The sequence below is a fragment of the Streptomyces sp. NPDC054794 genome (assembly GCF_053611585.1).
Genome location: NZ_JBSHAQ010000009.1, coordinates 221,627 through 242,262, shown reverse-complemented (window position 1 = coordinate 242,262; position 20,636 = coordinate 221,627). Strand labels below are relative to the sequence as shown.

General features: G+C 70.2%; 18 protein-coding genes. 9 read left to right on the top strand and 9 right to left on the bottom strand.

The genetic code is table 11. The features are described from left to right. The first annotated feature begins 16 nt into the window (after positions 1 to 16). From ACWGKT_RS12575 to ACWGKT_RS12565, 3 genes are all read left to right on the top strand, one after another. Positions 17 to 196, top strand: a complete 180-nt coding sequence (locus ACWGKT_RS12575) for a hypothetical protein (RefSeq protein WP_453273539.1) — start codon at positions 17 to 19, stop codon at positions 194 to 196. A gap of 230 nt (positions 197 to 426) precedes the next feature. Next, entirely contained in the window at positions 427 to 1,032 is a 606-nt protein-coding gene (locus tag ACWGKT_RS12570; protein WP_453273557.1) for a hypothetical protein, read from the top strand. A 183-nt stretch (positions 1,033 to 1,215) separates the two neighbouring features. Next, positions 1,216 to 1,470 (top strand): FG-GAP repeat protein, encoded by a 255-nt coding sequence (locus tag ACWGKT_RS12565; RefSeq protein ID WP_453273556.1) that lies wholly within the window; start codon positions 1,216 to 1,218, stop codon positions 1,468 to 1,470. Positions 1,471 to 1,542: 72 nt separating this feature from the next. On the opposite strand, the gene aspS is transcribed toward ACWGKT_RS12565, so the two are convergent. After that, entirely contained in the window at positions 1,543 to 3,306 is a 1,764-nt protein-coding gene (gene aspS, locus ACWGKT_RS12560) for an aspartate--tRNA ligase (RefSeq protein WP_453273538.1), read from the bottom strand. A 178-nt stretch (positions 3,307 to 3,484) separates the two neighbouring features. Between aspS and ACWGKT_RS12555 the strand changes: the two genes are divergently transcribed. Next, complete coding sequence (locus ACWGKT_RS12555) at positions 3,485 to 5,626, top strand: SpoIIE family protein phosphatase (RefSeq protein ID WP_453273537.1); 2,142 nt, start codon at positions 3,485 to 3,487, stop codon at positions 5,624 to 5,626. 5 nt (positions 5,627 to 5,631) lie between these two features. On the opposite strand, the gene ACWGKT_RS12550 is transcribed toward ACWGKT_RS12555, so the two are convergent. From ACWGKT_RS12550 to ACWGKT_RS12540, 3 genes are all read right to left on the bottom strand, one after another. Beyond that, positions 5,632 to 6,663, bottom strand: a complete 1,032-nt coding sequence (locus ACWGKT_RS12550; protein WP_356146149.1) for an AI-2E family transporter — start codon at positions 6,661 to 6,663, stop codon at positions 5,632 to 5,634. A gap of 188 nt (positions 6,664 to 6,851) precedes the next feature. Then, a complete protein-coding gene (locus tag ACWGKT_RS12545) occupies positions 6,852 to 7,829 on the bottom strand; it encodes a pirin family protein (protein ID WP_235451856.1) in 978 nt (325 codons plus the stop codon). Positions 7,830 to 8,083: 254 nt separating this feature from the next. Then, entirely contained in the window at positions 8,084 to 8,548 is a 465-nt protein-coding gene (locus ACWGKT_RS12540) for an SseB family protein (RefSeq protein ID WP_356146152.1), read from the bottom strand. Positions 8,549 to 8,691: 143 nt separating this feature from the next. Here ACWGKT_RS12540 and ACWGKT_RS12535 point away from each other — a divergent pair, with 143 nt between their 5' ends. The 4 genes from ACWGKT_RS12535 (at position 8,692) to ACWGKT_RS12520 (ending at position 14,026) form a co-directional block, all read left to right on the top strand. After that, positions 8,692 to 10,518, top strand: a complete 1,827-nt coding sequence (locus ACWGKT_RS12535) for an acyl-CoA dehydrogenase (protein WP_453273536.1) — start codon at positions 8,692 to 8,694, stop codon at positions 10,516 to 10,518. Between the two features lie 108 nt (positions 10,519 to 10,626). After that, positions 10,627 to 11,925 (top strand): M18 family aminopeptidase, encoded by a 1,299-nt coding sequence (locus tag ACWGKT_RS12530; protein WP_453273535.1) that lies wholly within the window; start codon positions 10,627 to 10,629, stop codon positions 11,923 to 11,925. A 131-nt stretch (positions 11,926 to 12,056) separates the two neighbouring features. Next, positions 12,057 to 13,691: a hypothetical protein gene (locus ACWGKT_RS12525; RefSeq protein ID WP_453273534.1), complete on the top strand. Its 1,635-nt coding sequence runs from the start codon at positions 12,057 to 12,059 to the stop codon at positions 13,689 to 13,691. A gap of 80 nt (positions 13,692 to 13,771) precedes the next feature. Further along, on the top strand, positions 13,772 to 14,026 hold the full coding sequence (locus ACWGKT_RS12520) for a DUF6458 family protein (RefSeq protein WP_356146161.1): 255 nt from the start codon (positions 13,772 to 13,774) through the stop codon (positions 14,024 to 14,026). Between the two features lie 74 nt (positions 14,027 to 14,100). On the opposite strand, the gene ACWGKT_RS12515 is transcribed toward ACWGKT_RS12520, so the two are convergent. From ACWGKT_RS12515 to ACWGKT_RS12500, 4 genes are all read right to left on the bottom strand, one after another. Beyond that, on the bottom strand, positions 14,101 to 15,969 hold the full coding sequence (locus tag ACWGKT_RS12515) for an NHL domain-containing thioredoxin family protein (protein WP_453273533.1): 1,869 nt from the start codon (positions 15,967 to 15,969) through the stop codon (positions 14,101 to 14,103). Between the two features lie 203 nt (positions 15,970 to 16,172). Next, entirely contained in the window at positions 16,173 to 17,738 is a 1,566-nt protein-coding gene (locus ACWGKT_RS12510; protein ID WP_453273532.1) for a recombinase family protein, read from the bottom strand. A 33-nt stretch (positions 17,739 to 17,771) separates the two neighbouring features. Continuing rightward, positions 17,772 to 17,903 carry a hypothetical protein gene (locus ACWGKT_RS12505; protein ID WP_453273531.1) on the bottom strand — a complete coding sequence of 44 codons (132 nt, stop codon included), beginning with the start codon at positions 17,901 to 17,903 and terminating at the stop codon, positions 17,772 to 17,774. Between the two features lie 82 nt (positions 17,904 to 17,985). Beyond that, complete coding sequence (locus ACWGKT_RS12500; RefSeq protein WP_356146166.1) at positions 17,986 to 18,843, bottom strand: calcium-binding protein; 858 nt, start codon at positions 18,841 to 18,843, stop codon at positions 17,986 to 17,988. Positions 18,844 to 19,075: 232 nt separating this feature from the next. Here ACWGKT_RS12500 and ACWGKT_RS12495 point away from each other — a divergent pair, with 232 nt between their 5' ends. Beyond that, positions 19,076 to 19,567: an LURP-one-related/scramblase family protein gene (locus tag ACWGKT_RS12495; protein ID WP_453273530.1), complete on the top strand. Its 492-nt coding sequence runs from the start codon at positions 19,076 to 19,078 to the stop codon at positions 19,565 to 19,567. Between the two features lie 73 nt (positions 19,568 to 19,640). Here the strand turns inward: ACWGKT_RS12495 and ACWGKT_RS12490 are convergent, their stop codons facing one another. After that, positions 19,641 to 20,435, bottom strand: coding sequence for a carbon-nitrogen family hydrolase (locus ACWGKT_RS12490; protein WP_235451846.1), 795 nt, complete (start codon positions 20,433 to 20,435; stop codon positions 19,641 to 19,643). Positions 20,436 to 20,636 lie beyond the last annotated feature (201 nt).

Sequence of the window (20,636 nt, the reverse complement as noted above, 5' to 3'; positions counted from 1 at the left end):
CCGATCGCTGAGCCCCGTGCAGAGCCGGGTCCTCATCTGGGCCAGGGGTATCGAGATCGCCCGCCGCCCCGACCTGTCCTCCCGCTTCGCTCAGGCGCGGAGCACGCTGGAACGAGAGGACCCTGCCACCGCACAGGAAGCTCTGCGACAGCTGAGCGCCGTCCTGGACGACGCCGTGCAGGCAGTACGCGGTTGAGCTGGAAGTGGCGAGGGGGCATACCCCTCTTCAGTTGCCGCCCCGCCCTCAAAAGCCGCCGGGACCACACGGCCTCGTCGGTAATCCGGTACCGCGCCCGGCCACTAGGCTCCAGCCCTACGACCGCACCTCCCCCGGGCCACCGAGTGAACCTCCCCGCATCCCTTGCCGCACACCTTCCCGAACCCCATCGGCGTCTCCTCGCCGACGTCCCGACCGTGGCCGCCCGCATGGCCCTGGCCGGCGGATACGCCCTTCAGGCCCACGGCCTGCTCGAACGCGCGCACGCGAACGTGGACTTCGCGACGGAGAGCGCCGAGCCGATGCCCCGCATCGCGGCCGCGCTGCACGACGCGCTCGTGTCCCGGGGCCGCGAGACGACCGTCCAGGACGCGGATCCCCTATCCGCCCATCTGACGGTCACGGATCCGCCGACCGGCACCACCGTTTCCCTGGGCCTCCACAAGGAGACCTTCTGGAGCCCGCCGGTCCTGACCTCGTACGGCCCGACGCTCTGCGTGGAGGACGCGGTGGGCACCAAGATCCGTGCCCTGTACGACCGGGGCCTGGCGGTCGACCTGATCGACGCGCGGGCGGCGGCGTCCCGTTTCTCCCTCCCCGATCTGGAAGAACTGGCCCGCCGCCACGTCCGCGACGAGTTCGACCTCCCCACCCTCCGGACCCGCCTGGAGGGCACGGACTACTACCCGGACACGGCCTTCACGGCCTACGGCCTGGCGGACGACGAGATCACCGCCCTGCGCGCCTGGGCCCAGGCCTGGTCGACGGACATCGCCGAGCGACTGCTGGAGGAGGGGGCGTCGCCGGACGACTGACCCCGGGGCGCCCCCTCGTCCGGAACTACGACGCCGACAGGACGGGGTCGGCGACATCGTCGTCGGCACCCCCTACGAGGGCGTCGCCGGCAAGAACCGCTCGGGCGAGGTGACCGTGATCCCCGGCCGGAAGACGGGCGCGCTCGGCACCGGTTCGTACGCGTTCAACCAGTACACGGCGGCATCCCGGGCGGCAATGAGGTCGACGACTTCTTCGGTACGACCGTCTCCGCCGGGGACGTCAACGGCGACGGCAAGCCCGAACTGTTCGTCGGCGCGGCCGGCGAGAACAACTCCACCGGCGCCGTCTGGGTCCTCCCCGGCTCCGCCACCGGCCCGAAGGCCGGGGGCAGCCAGGTCTTCACGGCGGCGTCGGTCAACCTCACCCAGCAGAACGGCACTCTGCTCGGCGGCAACGGCCTGCTCTGGGTGATCTAGCACCCCGCGGGGCGTACGGCCGAGCGAAAGGGGCCGGAAACCGGTATCGGTTTCCGGCCCCTCAAGCCGTTCTTACTTCGGCTGCGGCTTGCGCACCGTGAGGTGCAGCTCCTTCAGCCGGATCTCCTCCAGCTCCGTCGGCGCGCCCATCATCAGGTCCTGGGCGTTGCCGTTGAGCGGGAAGGCGATGGTCTCGCGGATGTTCGGCTCGTCGGCCAGCAGCATGACGATGCGGTCGACACCCGGGGCGATGCCGCCGTGCGGCGGGGCGCCGAAGCGGAAGGCGCGGAGCATGCCCGCGAACTTCTCCTCGACGGTCTCCCGGTCGTAGCCCGCGATCTCGAAGGCCTTGAGCATGATCTCCGGCTCGTGGTTCCGGATCGCGCCGGAGGACAGCTCGACGCCGTTGCAGACGATGTCGTACTGCCAGCCCAGGATGTCCAGCGGGTCCTGGGTCTGCAGGGCCTCCAGGCCGCCCTGCGGCATGGAGAAGGGGTTGTGCGAGAAGTCGATCGCGCCGGTCTCCTCGTCCTTCTCGTACATCGGGAAGTCGACGATCCAGCAGAAGCGGAAGACGCCCTCCTCGAAGTGACCGGCACGCTTGGCGGCCTCGACCCGCACCGCGCCCATGATCTTCGAGACCTCGTCGAACTCGCCCGCGCCGAAGAAGACGGCGTGGCCGGCCTCCAGCCCGAGGCGCTCGGTGAGGACCTTGACGTTCTCCTCGGTCAGGAACTTCGCGATCGGACCGGTCAGCGAACCGTCCTCGGCGACACGGACCCAGGCCAGGCCCTTCGCGCCGAGCGAGACCGCGAAGTCACCGAGCTGGTCGAAGAACTTGCGGGGCTGGTCCTGGACGGCCGGGACCGGCAGCGCGCGCACGTGCTTGCCGGCGAAGGCCTTGAACTCCGAGCCCTCGAAGATGTCGGTGATGTCGACGAGCTCCAGCTGGGCGCGCAGGTCCGGCTTGTCGGAGCCGTACTTGAGCATCGCCTCGCGGAACGGGATCCGCGGGAACGGCGAGGTGACGTGGCGGCCGCCGCCGAACTCCTCGAAGAGCTCGGTCATCAGCTTCTCGACGGGCTGGAAGACGTCCTCCTGCTCGACGAAGGACATCTCGATGTCGAGCTGGTAGAACTCGCCCGGCGAGCGGTCCGCGCGGGCGTCCTCGTCGCGGAAGCAGGGCGCGATCTGGAAGTAGCGGTCGAAGCCGGAGATCATCAGCAGCTGCTTGAACTGCTGGGGCGCCTGCGGCAGGGCGTAGAACTTGCCCGGGTGCAGACGGGAGGGGACCACGAAGTCACGGGCGCCCTCGGGGGAGGTGGCGGACAGGATCGGCGTCGCCATCTCGTTGAAGCCGAGCGCGGTCATCTTGTGGCGGATCGCGGAGATCACGGCCGTGCGCAGCAGGATGTTGCGGTGCATGCGCTCACGGCGCAGGTCAAGGAAGCGGTACTCCAGGCGCCGCTCCTCGTTGACCCCGTCCTCGGTGTTGATCGTGAAGGGCAGCGGGGCGGCGGCGCCGAGCAGCTCGACCTCTCCGACCTCGACCTCGACCTCACCGGTGGGGAGGTCGGGGTTCACGTTCTCTGTTCCACGTGAAACAACGCGGCCGTCGACACGGACCGTGGACTCCTTGGAGAGCTTGTCCAGGGCCTCGTACGCGGGCGTGCCGGGGCGGGCGACCAACTGCGTGATGCCGTAGTGGTCGCGCAGATCGATGAAGAGGATGCCGCCCAGGTCGCGCCGATTGTGCAGCCAGCCGCTCAGCCGGACGTCGGTGCCGACGTCAGAGGCGCGGAGCTCGCCGCAGGTGTGGGACCTGTACCGATGCATCGTCGTTCATCCAGTCTTCGCGGATCGGGGAGTCACCGGGGTCGCACCCCCCGGCTCTCCGGGCGCGGACACGGCCCGGACCTCCCAAGCGTACCGGGCACCCCAAGATCGGCTCCCCACCATTGGCTCCGCGGGCCAACGGTGGCACTCTTCGATCACCTCTTCTTAAAGTAGGGCAATGCGCACTGGCGAGCCTCTGCCCGCCGTGGGGGACGTCCTCGCCTCCCTCGCGACCGGCCTGTGGCACTGGGACACCGCCACGGGGCTGGTCACCGTGGACGCGGAGGCGGCACGGCTGCTCGGGCTGCCCGCCGTTCGGACCACGCTCACCGAGGCCCAGACACGGGCCCGGCTGCACCCGGTGGATTGGAACGAGATCACCGGAGTGATCCAGCTCGCGGTGGCCGAGGAGACCCTCGCCGAGGTGCGGGTGCGGATCATGGACGAGCGGGGCCGGATCGTCCGGGTCGTACGCAGCCGCTCCAAGCCCTCCTTCGACCCCGACCGACGCGCGTACGAGCTGATCGGCATCCTCCAGGAGGTGACCGACCCGGCGCCGGGCACCCCGGCGGGCCGGCGCGCGGTCCACGGCGACTGGCGGCGCTCGCGGGAGGCGTTCCTGCTGGACGCGGGCCGGGCGCTGGCCGAGGCGCGATCCACGCAGGAGGTGCTGCGGGTCGCGGCCGGGCTGTCGATGCCGGGCTTCTCGCCGGACGGCCTCGCGGTGTTCGGCGTGCGGGGCGACCGGCTGACGATCATCGGCCACCACGGGCACCAGCCCGGCGCGGAGTCCCCCTTCTCCCACATGGCGCTGGCGACGGACTATCCGGCGGCGGAGGTCGTCCGCACGGGCCGTGCGGTCTATCTCTCCTCCCCCGAGGGCTACCGGTCGCGCTATCCGCTGACCTGGCCGCTCGCCCGGACGTTCCACCGGGAGTCCTGGGCGTTCCTGCCGCTGACGGTGGCCGGCCGCACGATGGGCGCCTGGATGGCCGCCTTCGCCTACCCGGTGGCGTTCAACCCCGACGAGCGCTCGGTCCTCACGACGGTGGCCCGCATGCTCGCGCAGGCCCTGTCCCGGGCCGGAGCCGCCGAGTCCGAGCGGGAGCTGACCGACGGACTGCAGCGCTCCATGCTGCCCTCGCTGGGCCCGAAGATCCCGGACATGAACGTCGCCGCCCGCTACATACCCACCGGCGGCGGGCTCCAGGTCGGCGGTGACTGGTACGACCTGATCCCGCTGCCCGGGGGCACCTCCCGGACGAAGTCCGGGGGAGGCAGGTACGCGCTGGTCATCGGGGACGTGCAGGGGCACGACGTACGGGCGGCCGGGCTGATGGGCCAGCTGCGGATCGCCCTGCGCGCCTACGCCTCCGAGGGCCACCGCCCCGACGCCGTACTCACCCGCGCCTCCCGTTTTCTGCACGGCATCACCGACTGCCCCGGCGACGACCGCGCCGACCCGCGCTTCGCGACCTGCCTGTACGTGGAGGTGGACCCGGCGACAGGCCAGGTGGAGATCGCCCGCGCCGGGCATCCGGAGCCGGCGATACGCATGCCGGACGGGACGGTGCTGGTGCGGCCGACCGCGGGCGGGCTGCCGCTGGGCATCGATCCGGACGCCGACTATCCGACGACCCGGTTCACGCTGGAGCCCGGCGAGACGCTGATGCTGTGCACCGACGGTCTGATCGAGACCGGCGGCCACGACGTGGAGAGCGGCTGGCAGCGGGTCCGCGCCATCCTGGAGAACCACGACGGCGACCTGGAGTCGCTGGCCGACGCCCTGGTGCAGGGCGTGCACGGGCCGTCCTCGCACCACACCACCGGTCCGCTGGCCGACCGCCGGGAGGACGACATCGCGGTGCTGCTGCTGTGCCGGCCGGGGGCGGGCTGCGGCTGCGGCGACACGGCGGCCCTGCGGCCGGTCGTCCGGCGCACGCTGCTGTCGGTGGCGCAGGACGAGCCCGAGCGGATCGCCGACGCCCGCCACCAGGTGCGCGAGCTGCTGCACGACTGGACCTCGGCCGAACAGGTCGACTCGGCGGTGCTGTTGGTCTCGGAGACGGTCACCAACGTCCTCGTGCACACCGACGCCGACGCGCTGCTGCTCGCCGAGGTGTCCGAGGAGGCGGGCGGGCGGCGGATCCGGGTCGAGGTCACCGACTCCAGCGACGACCTCCCGCACCGGCGCAGCCCCGGCGAGCTGGCCTCCTCCGGACGCGGCCTGCTGCTGATCGAGCTGCTCGCCCAGGCGTGGGGGGTCGAGCCGCGGGGCGAGGGCAAGAGCATCTGGTTCGAGCTGTACGAGAAGGACTGAACCGGCTACCGGGTCTCGTACCGCGCCCTGAGCTCGTGCACCACCCCGAACGCCGCCGCGGTCAGCGGTACCGCCAGCAGCATCCCGACGATCCCGGCGACGGACGCCCCGGCCGTGATCGCCAGCATCACCACCGCCGGATGCATCTGCACGGTCCGGCTCTGGATCATCGGCTGGAGCACGTGCCCCTCCAGCACCTGTACGGCGACCACGACCCCGAGCGCCCACAGCGCGATGACGAACCCGCGGTCGGCGAGCGCGACCAGCACGGCCACCGCGCCGGAGAGGAAGGCGCCGAGGTAGGGGATGTAGGCGCCGACGAAGACGAGCGCGCCGAGGCCGGGCGCGCCCGGCACCTGGAGGACGAGCAGCCCGATGGTGATGCAGACGGCGTCGATGAACGCGATGACCGTGGTGCCCCGCATGAACCCCTCGACGGCCTGGAAGGCCCGGCGCGCCATGGCCTCCAGGGTGTCGCCGGTGTCGCCCGGCGCCGCGGACCGCAACACCTCGGCGGCCCGGTGGGAGTCGCGCAGGAAGAAGAAGACGAGCAGCAGCGCGAGGACGGCCATGGCGATGGTCTCGCCGGCCACGCTGACCCCGCTGATGACGTTGGAGGCGGCCGTCGCGCCGAACTTGCTCAGCAGCTCGCGGGAGTTCTCGGCGAGGTCGTCGAGGGAGGTCCCGGCGGCCCCGAAGTGCACGGCGACGGCCCGCCCGGCGCTGCGCAGCGAGGCGATGATCTGGTCCCCGTTGTCGACGAGCGCGGCGACGACGATGTACACGGCCCCGCCGACGACGGCGACCACGGCCACGCAGGTCAGCCCGGCGGCCAGCGACCGGTGCACGCCGACCCCGACCAGCCGCCGGTACAGGGGTCCGAGCAGCGCGGTGCCCAGCAGCGCGAGCAGCACGGGTGTGATGGCCGTACGAAAGGTCACGCACAGCCGGATCCCGACGTACACGACGCCCGACACGAGCAGGGCCACCGCACACCAGGCGGCGACACGGCGGACGGGCTCGGGCAGCAGCTGCACCCCTCCAGCCGATCACGCGCCGGGCACACCTGTCCTGCGCGCACGGCCGGGCGGGTGACGCGGCCGGCGGGTACGGGTCCGGCGGGTACGGGTCCGGGTACGTCAAGAGCCCCGTCCGGCGCCATTGACGGACGGGGCTCTGCTCTGGGGGGCCGCGGTCCTCCGAGGAGGTGCCGCGGCCCTTCGGATCAGGCCCCCGGCCCGCTCCCGGTCATCCCGTGCACCGCCGGGATCGTCCCGAGGCGGCCCTTCTGGAAGTCCTCGAAGGCCTGCTGGAGCTCGTCACGGGTGTTCATGACGAAGGGACCGTAGTGGGCCATGGGCTCACGGATCGGCTGTCCGCCCAGCAGCACGACCTCCAGGTCCGGCGTGTGGGAGTCCTGCTTCTCGTCCGCGCGGACGGTCAGCGAGGAGCCGCTGCCGAAGACGGCGGTCTGGCCGAGGTGGATCGGACGGCGGTCGGTGCCGACGGAGCCGCGGCCGGCCAGGACGTACGCGAGGCCGTTGAAGTCCTCGCGCCAGGGCAGGGTGAGCTCCGCGCCCGGGGCGAGGGTGGCGTGGATCATCGTGATCGGGGTGTGCGTGATACCGGGACCGCTGTGCCCGTCCAGCTCACCGGCGATGACGCGGATCAGCGCGCCGCCGTCGGGGGACGTGAGCAGCTGGACGTTGCCGCCGCGGATGTCCTGGTAGCGCGGGGCCATCATCTTGTCCTTGGCCGGGAGGTTCACCCACAGCTGCAGACCGTGGAAGAGACCTCCGGACATGACCAGGGACTCCGGCGGGGCCTCGATGTGCAGCAGGCCCGAGCCGGCCGTCATCCACTGGGTGTCGCCGTTGGTGATGGTGCCGCCACCGCCCTGCGAGTCCTGGTGGTCGAAGGTGCCGTCGATGATGTACGTCACCGTCTCGAAGCCGCGGTGCGGGTGCCACGGGGTGCCCTTGGGCTCACCCGGCGCGTACTCCACCTCGCCCATCTGGTCCATCATGATGAACGGGTCGAGATGGCGGTAATTGATTCCGGCGAACGCCCGGCGCACCGGGAAGCCCTCGCCCTCGAAACCGCTCGGCGCGGTCGTGACGGCCAGCACGGGACGTGCGACGGCGTCGGCCGGCGCGGTCACGCGGGGCAGCGTCAACGGGTTCTCGACGGTCACTGCAGGCATGGTTCCTACCTCCTTGTGCGCCCACTTTAGTTGAGCGTTGAACTTTCTGCCACCCCCAACAGGGAAGGCCCGGAGGACATTCCCTCCGGGCCGCACGGGCGCGGGTGATACGAACAGGACGGTTTACGCAGCACAGCGCCGCCGGTCACGCGGGACCGGCGGCGCCGTTTCGTTGTCGGTCACGGGGCACAGTAGGCGAGCCGTCCGACCGGAAGGGGACATTCAGCCGTACGTGCGCCTAGTCGTACATGCGCCTAGCCGTACATGCGGCGCATCGCGAACTCGACCATCTGCTCGACGGCCTTCGCGTCGAACACCATCCGGTGCTCGCCCTCCATGTCCAGGACGAAGCCGTAGCCGGTCGGCAGCAGGTCGATCACCTCCGCGCCGGTGATCACGAAGTACTTGGACTCCTTGCCCGCGTACCGGCGCAGCTCCTTGAGCGAGGTGAACATCGGGATCACCGGCTGCTGGGTGTTGTGCAGCGCGAGGAAGCCGGGGTTGTCACCGCGCGGGCAGTAGACCTTCGACGTCGCGAAGACCTGCTGGAAGTCCTCCGCCGCCAGCTGTCCGGTGGTGAAGGCACGCACCGCGTCCGCGAGCGAGGGCTGCGAGGGCTCGGGGTACAGGGGCGGCTGCTGGCCGTACCCGAGACCGCCGGACTGCTGCGGCGGGGCGTACTGCTGCTGAGCGCCCAGGTTCTGGTCATAGCCGTACATGCACGCAAGCGTACTGAGTCACAGATGACCCAATCGGGGTTGCTTCTTATTACCGACGGGTAGCATCATCGGAGCTACTTGTTGGTAAGTGAACCGTTCGCGAGGAACACAGTGCCTCGCCGATCTCTCAACGGAGCTGTCTCATGGGGCACTACAAGCCGAACCTCCGCGACATCGAGTTCAACCTGTTCGAAGTGCTCGGCCGCGACAAGCTGTACGGCACCGGCCCGTTCGGTGAGATGGACACGGACACCGCCAAGAGCATCCTGGAGGAGCTGACGCGCCTCGCGGAGAACGAGCTGGCCGAGTCCTTCACGGACGCCGACCGCAACCCGCCGGTCTTCGACCCGGAGACGAACACCGCGCCGGTCCCGGCGTCCTTCAAGAAGAGCTACAAGGCCTTCATGGACTCCGAGTACTGGCGCCTCGGCCTGCCCGAGGGGATCGGCGGCACCACCGCCCCGCCGTCGCTGATCTGGGCGTACGCGGAGCTGATCCTCGGCTCGAACCCGGCGATCTGGATGTACTCCTCCGGCCCGGCGTTCGCCCGCATCCTCTTCGAGGAGGGCACCGAGGAGCAGAAGAAGTGGGCTCAGATCGCGGTCGAGAAGACCTGGGGCTCCACCATGGTCCTCACCGAGCCGGACGCCGGTTCGGACGTGGGCGCCGGCCGCACCAAGGCGATCCAGCAGGAGGACGGCTCCTGGCACATCGAGGGTGTGAAGCGCTTCATCACCTCCGGTGAGCACGACATGGAGGAGAACATCCTCCACTACGTCCTCGCCCGCCCCGAGGGCGCCGGCCCCGGCACCAAGGGCCTGTCCCTCTTCCTCGTCCCGAAGTACCTCTTCGACTTCGAGACCGGCGAGCTGGGCGAGCGCAACGGCGCCTACGCCACGAACGTCGAGCACAAGATGGGCCTGAAGGCCTCCAACACCTGCGAGATGACCTTCGGCGACCGCCACCCGGCCAAGGGCTGGCTGATCGGCGACAAGCACGACGGCATCCGCCAGATGTTCCGCATCATCGAGTTCGCCCGCATGATGGTCGGCACGAAGGCGATCTCCACCCTCTCCACGGGCTACCTGAACGCCCTGGAGTACGCCAAGGAGCGCGTCCAGGGTCCCGACCTCGCGCAGTTCATGGACAAGACCGCGCCGAAGGTCACCATCACCCACCACCCCGACGTGCGCCGCTCGCTGATGACGCAGAAGGCGTACGCGGAGGGCATGCGCGCCCTCGTCCTCTACACCGCCTCCATCCAGGACGCGATCGCGGTCAAGGAGGAGAGCGGCGAGGACCCCTCCGCCGAGCACGCGCTCAACGACCTGCTCCTGCCGATCGTCAAGGGCTACGGCTCCGAGAAGGGCTACGAGCAGCTCGCCCAGTCGCTGCAGACCTTCGGCGGCTCCGGCTTCCTGCAGGAGTACCCGATCGAGCAGTACATCCGCGACGCCAAGATCGACACCCTGTACGAGGGCACCACCGCGATCCAGGGCCAGGACTTCTTCTTCCGGAAGATCGTCCGCAACCAGGGCGCGGCGCTCAACTCCCTCGCTGAGGACATCAAGAAGTTCCTGGCGCTCGGCACCGGCGGCGAGGAGCTGGCCGGCGCCCGCGAGTACCTCGCCAAGGCGGCCGTCGAGCTGGAGGCCATCGTCGGCCTGATGCTGACCGACCTCGCGGCCACCGAGCAGGACGTCAAGAACATCTACAAGGTGGGCCTGAACACCACCCGCCTGCTGCTCGCCTCCGGTGACGTGATCGTCGGCTACCTGCTGCTCAAGGGCGCCGCCGTGGCCGCCGAGAAGCTTCAGACGGCCTCCGCGAAGGACAAGGCCTTCTACACCGGCAAGATCGCCGCGGCGAAGTTCTTCGCGGCCAACGTCCTGCCCGGCGTCACCCTGGCCCGCAAGGTCTCGGAGACCGTCGACCTGGACCTGATGGAGCTGGACGAGGCCGCGTTCTAGTCCGGCACGCACCCCCCGGGTTCCGCGACGGGCCCGCTCCCTGTTCGAGGGAGCGGGCCCTCGTCGTTCCAGGGGAGCGGGCCCCCGTCCGTCGTTAAGGTGAGAACCATGACCCAATCAGCGCGCTTCGACCGCGGCCACACCGACGACCTGATGTCCTTCCTCGCGGCCAGCCCGTCGCCGTACCACGCCGTGGCGAACACCGCCGAGCGACTGGAGAAGGCCGGGTTCCGGCAGGTCGCGGAGACGGACGCGTGGGACGGGACGAGCGGCGGCCGGTTCGTGCTGCGCGGCGGGGCGATCGTGGCCTGGTACGTCCCCGAGGGCGCCGCGCCGCACACGCCGTTCCGGATCATCGGCGCGCACACCGACTCCCCCAACCTGCGGGTCAAGCCGCTGCCGGACAGCGGGGCGCACGGCTGGCGCCAGGTCGCCGTGGAGATCTACGGCGGACCGCTGCTGAACTCCTGGCTCGACCGCGACCTGGGCCTGGCCGGCCGGCTGACCCTGCGGGACGGTTCGACCCGTCTGGTGAACGTGGACCGGCCGCTGCTGCGGGTGCCCCAGCTGGCCATCCACCTCGACCGGTCGGTGTCATCCGAGGGGCTCAAGCTCGACAAGCAGCGGCATCTGCAGCCGGTGTGGGGCCTGGGCGACGACGTGCGCGACGGCGACCTGATCGCCTTCCTGGAGGAGGAGTTCGGGCTGCCGACGGGCGAGGTGACCGGCTGGGACCTGATGGTCCACTCGGTGGAGCCGCCCGCCTACCTGGGCCGCGACAAGGAGCTGGTCGCCGGTCCGCGGATGGACAACCTCCTGTCGGTGCACGCGGGCACGGCGGCCCTGGCGGCCGTCGCGACGTCCGGGGCCGAACTGCCCTACATCCCGGTGCTGGCCGCCTTCGACCACGAGGAGAACGGCTCGCAGTCCGACACCGGCGCGGACGGGCCGCTGCTCGGCAGCGTGCTGGAGCGCTCGGTGTTCGCGCGCGGCGGCGCGTACGAGGACCGGGCCCGCGCGTTCGCCGGCACGGTCTGCCTGTCCTCCGACACCGGCCACGCGGTCCACCCCAACTACGCGGAGCGGCACGACCCGACGCACCACCCGCGGGTCAACGGCGGGCCGATCCTGAAGGTGAACGTCAACAACCGCTACGCCACGGACGGCACCGGCCGCGCGGTCTTCGCGGCGGCCTGCGAGAGAGCCGGCGTGCCCTTCCAGTCCTTCGTCTCCAACAACTCCATGCCGTGCGGCACCACGATCGGACCGATCACCGCGGCCCGCCACGGCATCCGGACCGTCGACATCGGCGTGGCGATCCTGTCCATGCACAGCGCCCGCGAGCTGTGCGGCGCCGAGGACCCGTTCCTGCTGGCCAACGCACTGACGGCGTTCCTGGAAGGCTGAGTTCCGCCGCTCCGGCCTCCCCCCGCGAAACCGTTTGTTTTGAACCTGTTCAGAGATGGTTTCCTCAGCGTACGATGCGATTCGATTTTCAACGATCGCGTCCTGGAACAGTCTCGTGGGGGGACTCACACGTGCGAAAAAGATCCCTGGTGCTCGCCTGCGCCTCCGTCGCGGCCGGCCTGCTGCTCGGTCCCGTACCCGCCGCGCACGCGGCGGTGGCGCCGGTGCTGTACGGCGTCGGCAGCGGTGACCACCCGGGTGACGGCCTGGTGTGGGTGTCCGCCTCGTCCGACACCGCCATCACCTCGATCACCGCCCACCTGTACGCGCCGGGCTCCGCCGCCGACGCCCCGGAGGTCACCGAGGTCAGCGACTTCAGCCCGGACTCCAGCACCGGCTTCGCGCACACGTGGCGGACCACCGCCCCGCTGCGCCTGGCCGACCTCGGCACCTACCGCGTCGTGGTCGACCTGACCGACGCCGACGGGGACACCACCTCGGCCGAGGGCACCTACCAGTACGAGCTCGAAGCGCACCTCACGGATCTGGCGGCCACGCCGCAGAACCCGGACTACGAGCACCAGGACGTCACCGTCACCGGCGGCTTCACCGTCACCGACCCGCGCACCGGCGAGACGACGCCCGCGGCGGGCGCGAAGGTGGACCTGGAGATCTCCAACGGTGACGACACGACCACCACGACCGGCACCGACGGCCGTTTCACCTCCGTCTACACCGTGACCAGCCCGTCCAGTGCCACCGTCAACGCCTGGCTGCGGCTGGACGATCCCTGGTACCAGTCCAGGGCCAACGAGAGCGTCGAGGTCAGGGCCGTCCAGTCGGACACGCGCGTGACCCTGGACGCCGCCGAACTGGACGTCAAGGCCGGGCAGGCGGCGAAGGTCTCCGGGACCGCCGAGGTGTACCTCGACGGGGCGTGGAAACCGCTGGCCGGAGCCACGGTGGAGGAGATCTGGTCCGACGAGTTCGGGGGCGTGGCCTCGCGGCCCGTCACGGGCGCCGACGGCCGCTTCACCGGAGAGCTGACGCTGCCGAAGTCCGGCACGGTCGAAGTGCGGGTGCTCACCGGGACGTTCCTGAAGTTCAGTGAGCTGCAGACGGTCAAGGTCTACGTCGCGCAGAAGACGTACTTCACCAACTTCACGGCGACCCTGGACAAGTACTCCGCGCTGACCGCCAAGGGCGGCCTGAACACCGGCAGGTACCAGCCGCCGGGCGTGGTCGACAAGGTGGAACTGCAGTACTCGGCCGACGGGAAGACCGGCTGGAAGACCATGAAGACGGTCACCCCGGGCAGCTCCGACCCCGACGCCGCCGCGCCGTTCAAGGGCACGTTCGACGCGCCCTACAAGGGCTACTACCGGGCCCACTTCCAGGGCAGCCACGACTTCCAGGAGTCGTACAGCTACGTCGTGCACGCCACCCGCACGCCGACCCGGATCATCGACGGCAACGCCGCGCCGGAGCCGGTCCGCAAGGGCCGCACGATCACCTACAAGGGCAAGCTGCAGCACTACACCTCGGGCGCCTGGAAGGCCTACGCGGGCCAGAAGGTGAAGATGCTCTTCAAGCCCAAGGGCTCCAGCAGCTGGTACGACATGGGCAACGCGACCACCCGCACGGACGGCACGTTCAGCAAGGGCTTCACGGCGTCGAAGGACGGCACGTGGGTCGCGGTGCTGCTCTACCCGAACAGCACGCACCTGGTGAGCTCCGGACGCGAGGACTTCGTCGACGTGGTCTGAGCGGAGTCCTCCGCATGCCCGCCGCGGCCCTGGGTACCCGCCCCCGACCGGAGACACCGGACCGGAAGGAGGCGAGGTTCATGGGGCTCGGCGGGTGCATCATCCTTCTCGCCGCGGGGGCCATCCTCGCGTTCGCGACCGACTGGCACATGCAGGGCGTCAACGTCCATCTGGTCGGCCTGATCCTGATGATCGTGGGCCTGATCGGCGTCGCCACGTTCAGCGGGATCGCACGGCGTCGGCGGGTCATGGTGCCGCCGACCACGACGACCGTCGTCGAGGACGAGCGGCACCACCACCGCGACGACGGCTACAGCGACGGGTACGGCATCTAGGGCCTCTCGTTTGGATCAGGCCGGGCTCGCGGGCCCCCGCCCTGATCCGGCCTGATCCAAACGAAAGACCCTAGCTAGGCCGTCTCGCCCGCCTCGTCCCCCTGATCCATTCCCGCCAGGACCAGCGGCAGCCGGTCCGCTCCGCCCTCGGTGAGGCGGACCGGGACGCCCCAGTCCTGCTGGTGGACGTGGCAGGCGGGGTACTCGTTGGCCGGGTCGTCGTCGCAGGAGGCGGCCATCGCGGAGATGTGCAGGACGCCCTCCGTGACCGCCGGGTTCAGCTCCAGGGTGCGGGCCAGGTCCGTGTCCGCGCCCTCGCCCTTGAGCAGGAGTTCGGGCGGGGTGGAGGAGACCAGGAGGCGGGTGGACGGGCCGTAGCGCGTGTCCAGCTTCTGGCCCGCCGGGGCCTGGAAGATCACGTCCAACCGGAGCGTGCCCGGGGCCACTTCCGTCGCCGCACGCTGGGTGCGGTGGGCGACGGACTCGACCCGCACCGCCTCCTCCGGCAGGCGCAGCCGGGTCAGGCGGTGGCGGGCCGACTCGACGACCACGATGTCGTCGCCGACCAGGACGGCGTCGCTCGGCTCCCGCAAGTCCGTGGCGAGGGTGGTGACTTCACCGCTCGCGGGGTCGTAGCGGCGCAGGGCGTGGTTGTAGGTGTCGCAGACCGCCACCGAGCCGTCGGGGAGCGCGGTGACGCCCAACGGGTGCTGGAGCAGGGCCTGTTCGGCGGCCCCGTCCCGGTGGCCGAAGTCGAACAGACCGGTGCCGACGGCGGTGTGGACCTGACCGTCGAGGTCCACCCAGCGCAGGGCGCTCGTCTCCGAGTCGGCGAGCCAGAGCCGGTCGGCGGTGGCCGCGAGCCCGGACGGCTGGGCGAACCAGGCCTCGGCGGCGGGCCCGTCGACCAGGCCCTCGTTGGTCGTCCCCGCGGCGACGGCGACGGTGCCCGCCGCCGGGTCGTAGGCCCACAGCTGGTGCACGCCCGCCATCGCGATCCACACCCGGCCGCCGAAGAGCGCCACGTCCCAGGGTGAGGAGAGATCGATCTCGCGGGCCGGGCCCGAGGCCGGGGAGCCCTGCCACCACTGCCGGCCGGTGCCCGCGAGGGTGGTCACCTCGCCGGTGCCGAGGTCGAGGCGGCGCAGGGCGTGGTTGACGGTGTCGGCGACGACCACGGACGCGTCGTCGAGGAGGGCGAGGCCCTGCGGTTCGTTGAAGGACGCCCGCTCGGCCGGCCCGTCGGCGAACCCGCGCGTGCCGGAGCCGATGCGCCGTACGACGCTCTCCCCGTCCTCCTCCAGCTCCACCAGCTGGTGCCGGGTGGTGTCGCTGACCAGCAGGTTCCCGGAGGGCAGCAGCAGGGCCTTGCCCGGGAAGCGCAGAGCGGTCGGCTCGGGCTCCGGTGCCACGTACGGCCCGTCGCCGCGGCGCAGGGTGCCCTTCGCCTCGTGCTCGGCCTCCAGCTCCTCGACCAGTCGCTCGATGGCGTGCACATGCCCCTCGCCGGCGTGCTGCGCGACGACGTACCCCTCCGGGTCGATCACCACGAGCGTCGGCCAAGCGCGCACGGCGTACTGCTTCCAGGTGGCGAGCTCCGGGTCGTCGAGCACCGGGTGCTCCACGCCGTACCGCTCCACCGCGTCGACGACCGCCCGGTGCTCGGCCTCGTGCACGAACTTCGGCGAGTGCACACCGATGACGACGACCGTGTCCCGGTGCTTGTCCTCCAGCTCCCGCAGCTCGTCCAGGACGTGCAGACAGTTGATGCAGCAGAATGTCCAAAAATCGAGAATCAATGTGCGACCTCGGAAGTCGGCGAGCTTCAGATCCTTCCCGCCGGTGTTGATCCAGCCGCCCTCGCCGATCAGCTCGGGGGCACGGACACGGGCACGCTTGCGGGGTGCCGGCGCGGGGGTGGGCGCCGGGGCAGCATCGTTCATGCTTCAAGCTTGCCATCTTGATATGAACGTCGGATCACACGCGTAGGGCGGGGGGAGCAACGAACTCTCGCGCCTGCGGCGGTCGATATCTGCTGGTCAGGGCGATGATGGGCCTGAAAAACGGCGTCGCACCCAGCGTGCGTGTTCCGAGCTGGGGCCGGGGTCGGGATGGTGACCACAGCGCAACTTCGCGCTGACCTCCGTCATTCCGTCACTTCGTCACCCGTTGGCGCCGCCCCAGCCTCGTCTCTGGTCGCCCAGACGATCCGGCAGCGCTCGTCACCGTTGAACCTCACGCCCACCCTGCCTCGCTGGACTTCCACGCGATCGATTGCGAGGCCAAGGCGTTCACGCCTTCCGGCCGCATCGTCGGCTTCCCAAGCTTCACGTAGCAGGCCCGCATCCAGGAGCGGAGAGATATCCACGGAAGGGGTCGGCATCCGCAGTAGATCCGCGCGCAGCCCCTCGATCCGGGTACGAAGTCGTCCGGCGAGCCGGTTGTACCGGTCGATCGCGTCTGCGCCGGTGAACTCGCCACGGACGTACCTGGCCTCCTCCAGGTCCGCCAGACGGGCCCCCTCGTCCGCGATCTCCGCCTCGATCGCGTCCCGCTTCGCGAAAACCTCCGGGTCCTCCCTCTGCACCCAGCGATCGGCGATCACGGCGAGCAGCGGGTCCTGGGGCTCCAGGGACGGCAGGCGTGAGAGGAATGCCTGGGTCACGTAGTCGTCGATGCTCTCCACCCGAGCCGAGACGCCGGAGCATCCTCGCCCCATCCGGTGGCTGGAGCACTGGTACGACGTGCCGGCCTTGCTCATCCGAGCCCCGCAGAGCCCGCAGCGCGCTATGCCAGTGAGCAGTGACTTGCCCTGCTTGTGGCCGTGCCGCTTTCCCGCCAGAGGAAACGTCCGCGCTTCGAGCTGGCGAAGGATGAGCTCACGCTCCCCGACCGTGATGACCCCCTCACCGATACTCACGGTTTCGAGCGTCTCCGGATCCCGGTAGGGAGAGACCCGGTTCATGTACTTGCGTGTCCCGTCCGCCTGCTCCTCGTACGCGGTCTGCGGCATGAGACCGGCGAAGGCGGGTGAGCGAAGGAGCTGCATGACGCTGGACGAGTTCCACTCGCCTCCGCGGGCCGACTCCACACCGTGCTCGTTCAGCAGTCGGGCGATGTGGACGAGGGCCTTCCCGGAAAGCGCTTCGTCGGCGATCAGGCGGGCGTAGACGGATGTCTCGGGGTCGTGCACGAGCTTCTTCGTCTCCGGGTCCACCAGGAGCCCGTAGGGCGGCTGCCCACCGATCCATTGCCCCCGCTGCCGCAGGTATCTCTTCGCGCTGCCGACACGCATCCCGAGATTGCGCGACTCACTGCACGCGAGTTCCGCCAGCATCGCAATGGTGACGCGGGCGCTGTCGTTCCGCGTGTCGAGCCCGTCCATGACGGAGACCAGCCGCCCGCCGACCCGGCCTATGTCGTCCAGCGCCTTGCCGACCTCTCCGATGCCCTTGCGGGACAGACGGTCGAGCTTCCAGACGACCAGAACGCCCACGACTCCGGCCGTGACGGCTGTGGTCGCCGCGTCGAACCCCTTGCGGCTGACGTTCTTGTAGCCGGAACGTCCACGGTCGATGTGGACCTTGCGGACGGTCAGTCCGTTGCGCTCCGCCCACGCCCGGCAGTCGGCTTCCTGGCGGTCAATCGCGGTCTTGCCTTCCCGGTCGAGGGACAAGCGCAAGTACAGGTCAGCAGTGGTGTGTTGGTGCACGCCCCCACGCTAGCGAGGAGTGCTCACATTGGTTCAGGAAATCCAAAAATCCAGAACGACGATGCGTCCTCGCAGGTCGGCGAGGGTGTACTGGGTGTCTCCGGTGTTCAGCCAGCCACCCTTGCCGACGAGCTCGGGGGCACGGACACGCGCGCGCTTTGCCATGCCCCCGTCCAACCTCATCCGGCACCCAAGTAATCCGGCGGTCAGCCGTCGGCCGGTCGGGCCGGCCGTCGGTGCCGGAGCGTCACTGGTGGACCACGTTGCGGCCGGGGCCGCCGGAGAGGACGTCCCTGCCCGGCCCGCCGTACAGCTTGTCGTCCCCGCTGTTGCCGTACATCCGGTCGTTGCCGCTGTTGCCGTACATGAGGTCGTTGCCCTTGCCGCCGTTCAGCGTGTCGTCACCGGTCCCGCCGTAGATCGCGTCGTTGCCGTCGTCGCCGTTCAGGTACTGGCCCCCGGAGCCGCCGCGCAGCACGTCGTTGCCCTTGCCGCCCATCACGATGTTGTCGCCGCCGCTCGCGGAGATCGTGTCGCTGCCGTCACCGCCCCAGGCGAGGCCCACCTTGCCCACCGAGATGGTGTCGTTGCCGGCCTGGCCCGAGACATAGGCGCCGTCGAGGCTGCCGGAGTCGGTCGCCTTGTCGTTGCCGGCGCCCAGCAGGATCTGGGCGTAGGAGTAGACCTGGTCGGTGTTGTTCTCGTAGGCGACCGTGTCATTGCCGTCGCCGAGGTCCATGGCCAGGGCGGGGTACGGGTCCTGGCTCTCGACGCTGGTGACCGTGCAGGACACCTTCGTGTGGTCCGCGCTGTCGGGGTAGGCGCAGTCGTGGCCCGCGGTGATCGGGACGACGTCGTCGATCACGTAGATGAAGCCCGTCCGGTCCGCGGTGAGCGACGCGGTGACGGTGGCCTTGTTGGTCTGTCCGGCGGCGGCCGTGTAGAAGAGCTTCCAGTCGTACTGGTTGACCTCGGCGGTCGCCGAGGACGGCGCGGCGCCGGCGGTGCCGGCCAGGGTGAGCGGAACGGCCAGGGCCGTGCCGAGGACCAGCGTCGCCGCCGAGACGGCGCGTATCACCCGGTGGCGGACGGGGCGAGAAGACATGGCGGAACCTCCGAAATGAATGTGCGGAGCCTTGACGACTTACGCATCGTTGGACCGGGGGCCCCTGCCCATGGATGCCCAACTTCCGTGCCACAACCGGATGTTCAACTCCGCGACACCCCATGTCCGGCTGAATTCACCGCCCCGGTCGGGGCACCCGCCGACAGCGGCGGGTCGTCCGGCTCGCGGTACCTCCGTGATGATCACCCCGTGCCGGGGAAGCGGTAACAGCATGAGATTCCTCGTACGCGACCGGCTCCTCGGCTTCGGTGACGACTACTGGATCGAGGACGAGCACGGCGACAAGGTGTTCCTCGTCGACGGCAAGGCGATGCGGCTGCGGGACACCTTCGAGCTGAAGGACACGCACGGGCGGGTCCTGGTCGACATCCACCAAAAGATGTTCGCCCTGCGGGACACGATGGTCATCGAGCGGGACGGCGAGCCGCTGGCGACCATCCGGCGCAAGCGGCTGTCGCTGCTGCGCAACCACTACCGGGTGTCCCTGGACGGCACCGAACTGGACGTCAGCGGAAAGATCCTCGACCGCGAGTTCGCCGTCGAGTACGACGGTGAACTCCTCGCCGTCGTCTCCCGGCGCCTGCTGCACATCCGGGAGACCTACGGCGTCGACGTCGTCCGCGAGGACGCGGACCCGGCGCTGCTGATCGCGGTGACGGTGTGCGTGATCCACCTGGCCGACGGGGAGCGCGAGGAGGACTGACGCCACCGGGCGCGGACGACGCCCTGCTCGCCGCTTCCGGCTTCCGGCTTCCGGCTTCCGGTGCGCCTGTCGCCTAGCGCCTGGGCGGCTGGAGTCCGAGGACCCGGTCCTTCAGCGCGGGGAACTGCTCGCGGGTCGCGGCGACCCGGGACGGGTCGAAGTCCACGGTGAGGACCTCCTCGTCGGGGCCCGCCTCCGCCAGGACCTCGCCCCAGGGATCGACCACGATCGAGTGACCCGCCTGCGGAACCCCGGCGTGGGTGCCGGCCGTTCCACAGGCGAGCACGAACGCCTGGTTCTCGACCGCCCGCGCCTGGGCCAGCAGCGTCCAGTGCGCACGACGGCGCTCGGGCCAGCCCGCCGGGATCACCAGGGTCTCGGCGCCGGCGTCGACCAGTGCGCGGAAGAGTTCGGGGAAACGGAGGTCGTAACAGGTGGCGACGCCCAGGGCGGTGGCCGGGAGCCGGACCGTCACCAGATCCTGACCCGCGCCCATCAGCACGGCCTCGCCCTTGTCGAAGCCGAAGCGGTGGATCTTGCGGTAGGCCGCGACCAGGTCGCCGGAGGGGGAGAAGACGAGCGAGGTGTTGTAGAGGGGACCGTCCGGGTCGCGCTCGGGGATCGACCCCGCGTGCAGCCAGACGCCCGCGTCGCTCGCCGCCTTCGCCATCGCCTCGTGGGTGGGGCCTTCGAGCGGCTCGGCCTCGCGCCCGAACTCCTCGTACGCGAAGGCTCCGGTGGTCCACAGCTCCGGCAGTACGACGAGATCGGCCCCGGCCTGGTCCCGGACCAACCCGGCCACTCGGGCCCGACGGGATTCGACCGATTCGCCCTCGTCTACGGCGATCTGGATCAGAGAGGCGCGCACACTACCACCGTCCTGGCATTCGAGCCGTCCACTCGGGCCTACGATCGTCACACGAAAGCACTGCCGGGGTGCCTCACAGCAGCGTAACTTGGGGGTCCCCCCGGTTCGAGCGAAGTCGAGAATTGGGGGAGGCTCAAGACACCCGCCGACAGCCGCCACCTCCCACTGGCAACCCCGCCACAACCCGCCCGTGTACCGACC

Bases quoted from the DNA above. Each gene is read 5' to 3' on its own strand.
- ACWGKT_RS12495 (WP_453273530.1), top strand. From the start codon at position 19,076: ATGAGATTCCTCGTACGCGACCGGCTCCTCGGCTTCGGTGACGACTAC.
- ACWGKT_RS12515 (WP_453273533.1), bottom strand. From the start codon at position 15,969: ATGAACGATGCTGCCCCGGCGCCCACCCCCGCGCCGGCACCCCGCAAG.
- ACWGKT_RS12570 (WP_453273557.1), top strand. From the start codon at position 427: ATGGCCCTGGCCGGCGGATACGCCCTTCAGGCCCACGGCCTGCTCGAA.
- ACWGKT_RS12535 (WP_453273536.1), top strand. From the start codon at position 8,692: ATGGGGCACTACAAGCCGAACCTCCGCGACATCGAGTTCAACCTGTTC.
- ACWGKT_RS12520 (WP_356146161.1), top strand. From the start codon at position 13,772: ATGGGGCTCGGCGGGTGCATCATCCTTCTCGCCGCGGGGGCCATCCTC.
- ACWGKT_RS12530 (WP_453273535.1), top strand. From the start codon at position 10,627: ATGACCCAATCAGCGCGCTTCGACCGCGGCCACACCGACGACCTGATG.
- aspS (WP_453273538.1), bottom strand. From the start codon at position 3,306: ATGCATCGGTACAGGTCCCACACCTGCGGCGAGCTCCGCGCCTCTGAC.
- ACWGKT_RS12500 (WP_356146166.1), bottom strand. From the start codon at position 18,843: ATGTCTTCTCGCCCCGTCCGCCACCGGGTGATACGCGCCGTCTCGGCG.
- ACWGKT_RS12555 (WP_453273537.1), top strand. From the start codon at position 3,485: ATGCGCACTGGCGAGCCTCTGCCCGCCGTGGGGGACGTCCTCGCCTCC.
- ACWGKT_RS12540 (WP_356146152.1), bottom strand. From the start codon at position 8,548: ATGTACGGCTATGACCAGAACCTGGGCGCTCAGCAGCAGTACGCCCCG.
- ACWGKT_RS12545 (WP_235451856.1), bottom strand. From the start codon at position 7,829: ATGCCTGCAGTGACCGTCGAGAACCCGTTGACGCTGCCCCGCGTGACC.
- ACWGKT_RS12505 (WP_453273531.1), bottom strand. From the start codon at position 17,903: ATGGCAAAGCGCGCGCGTGTCCGTGCCCCCGAGCTCGTCGGCAAGGGT.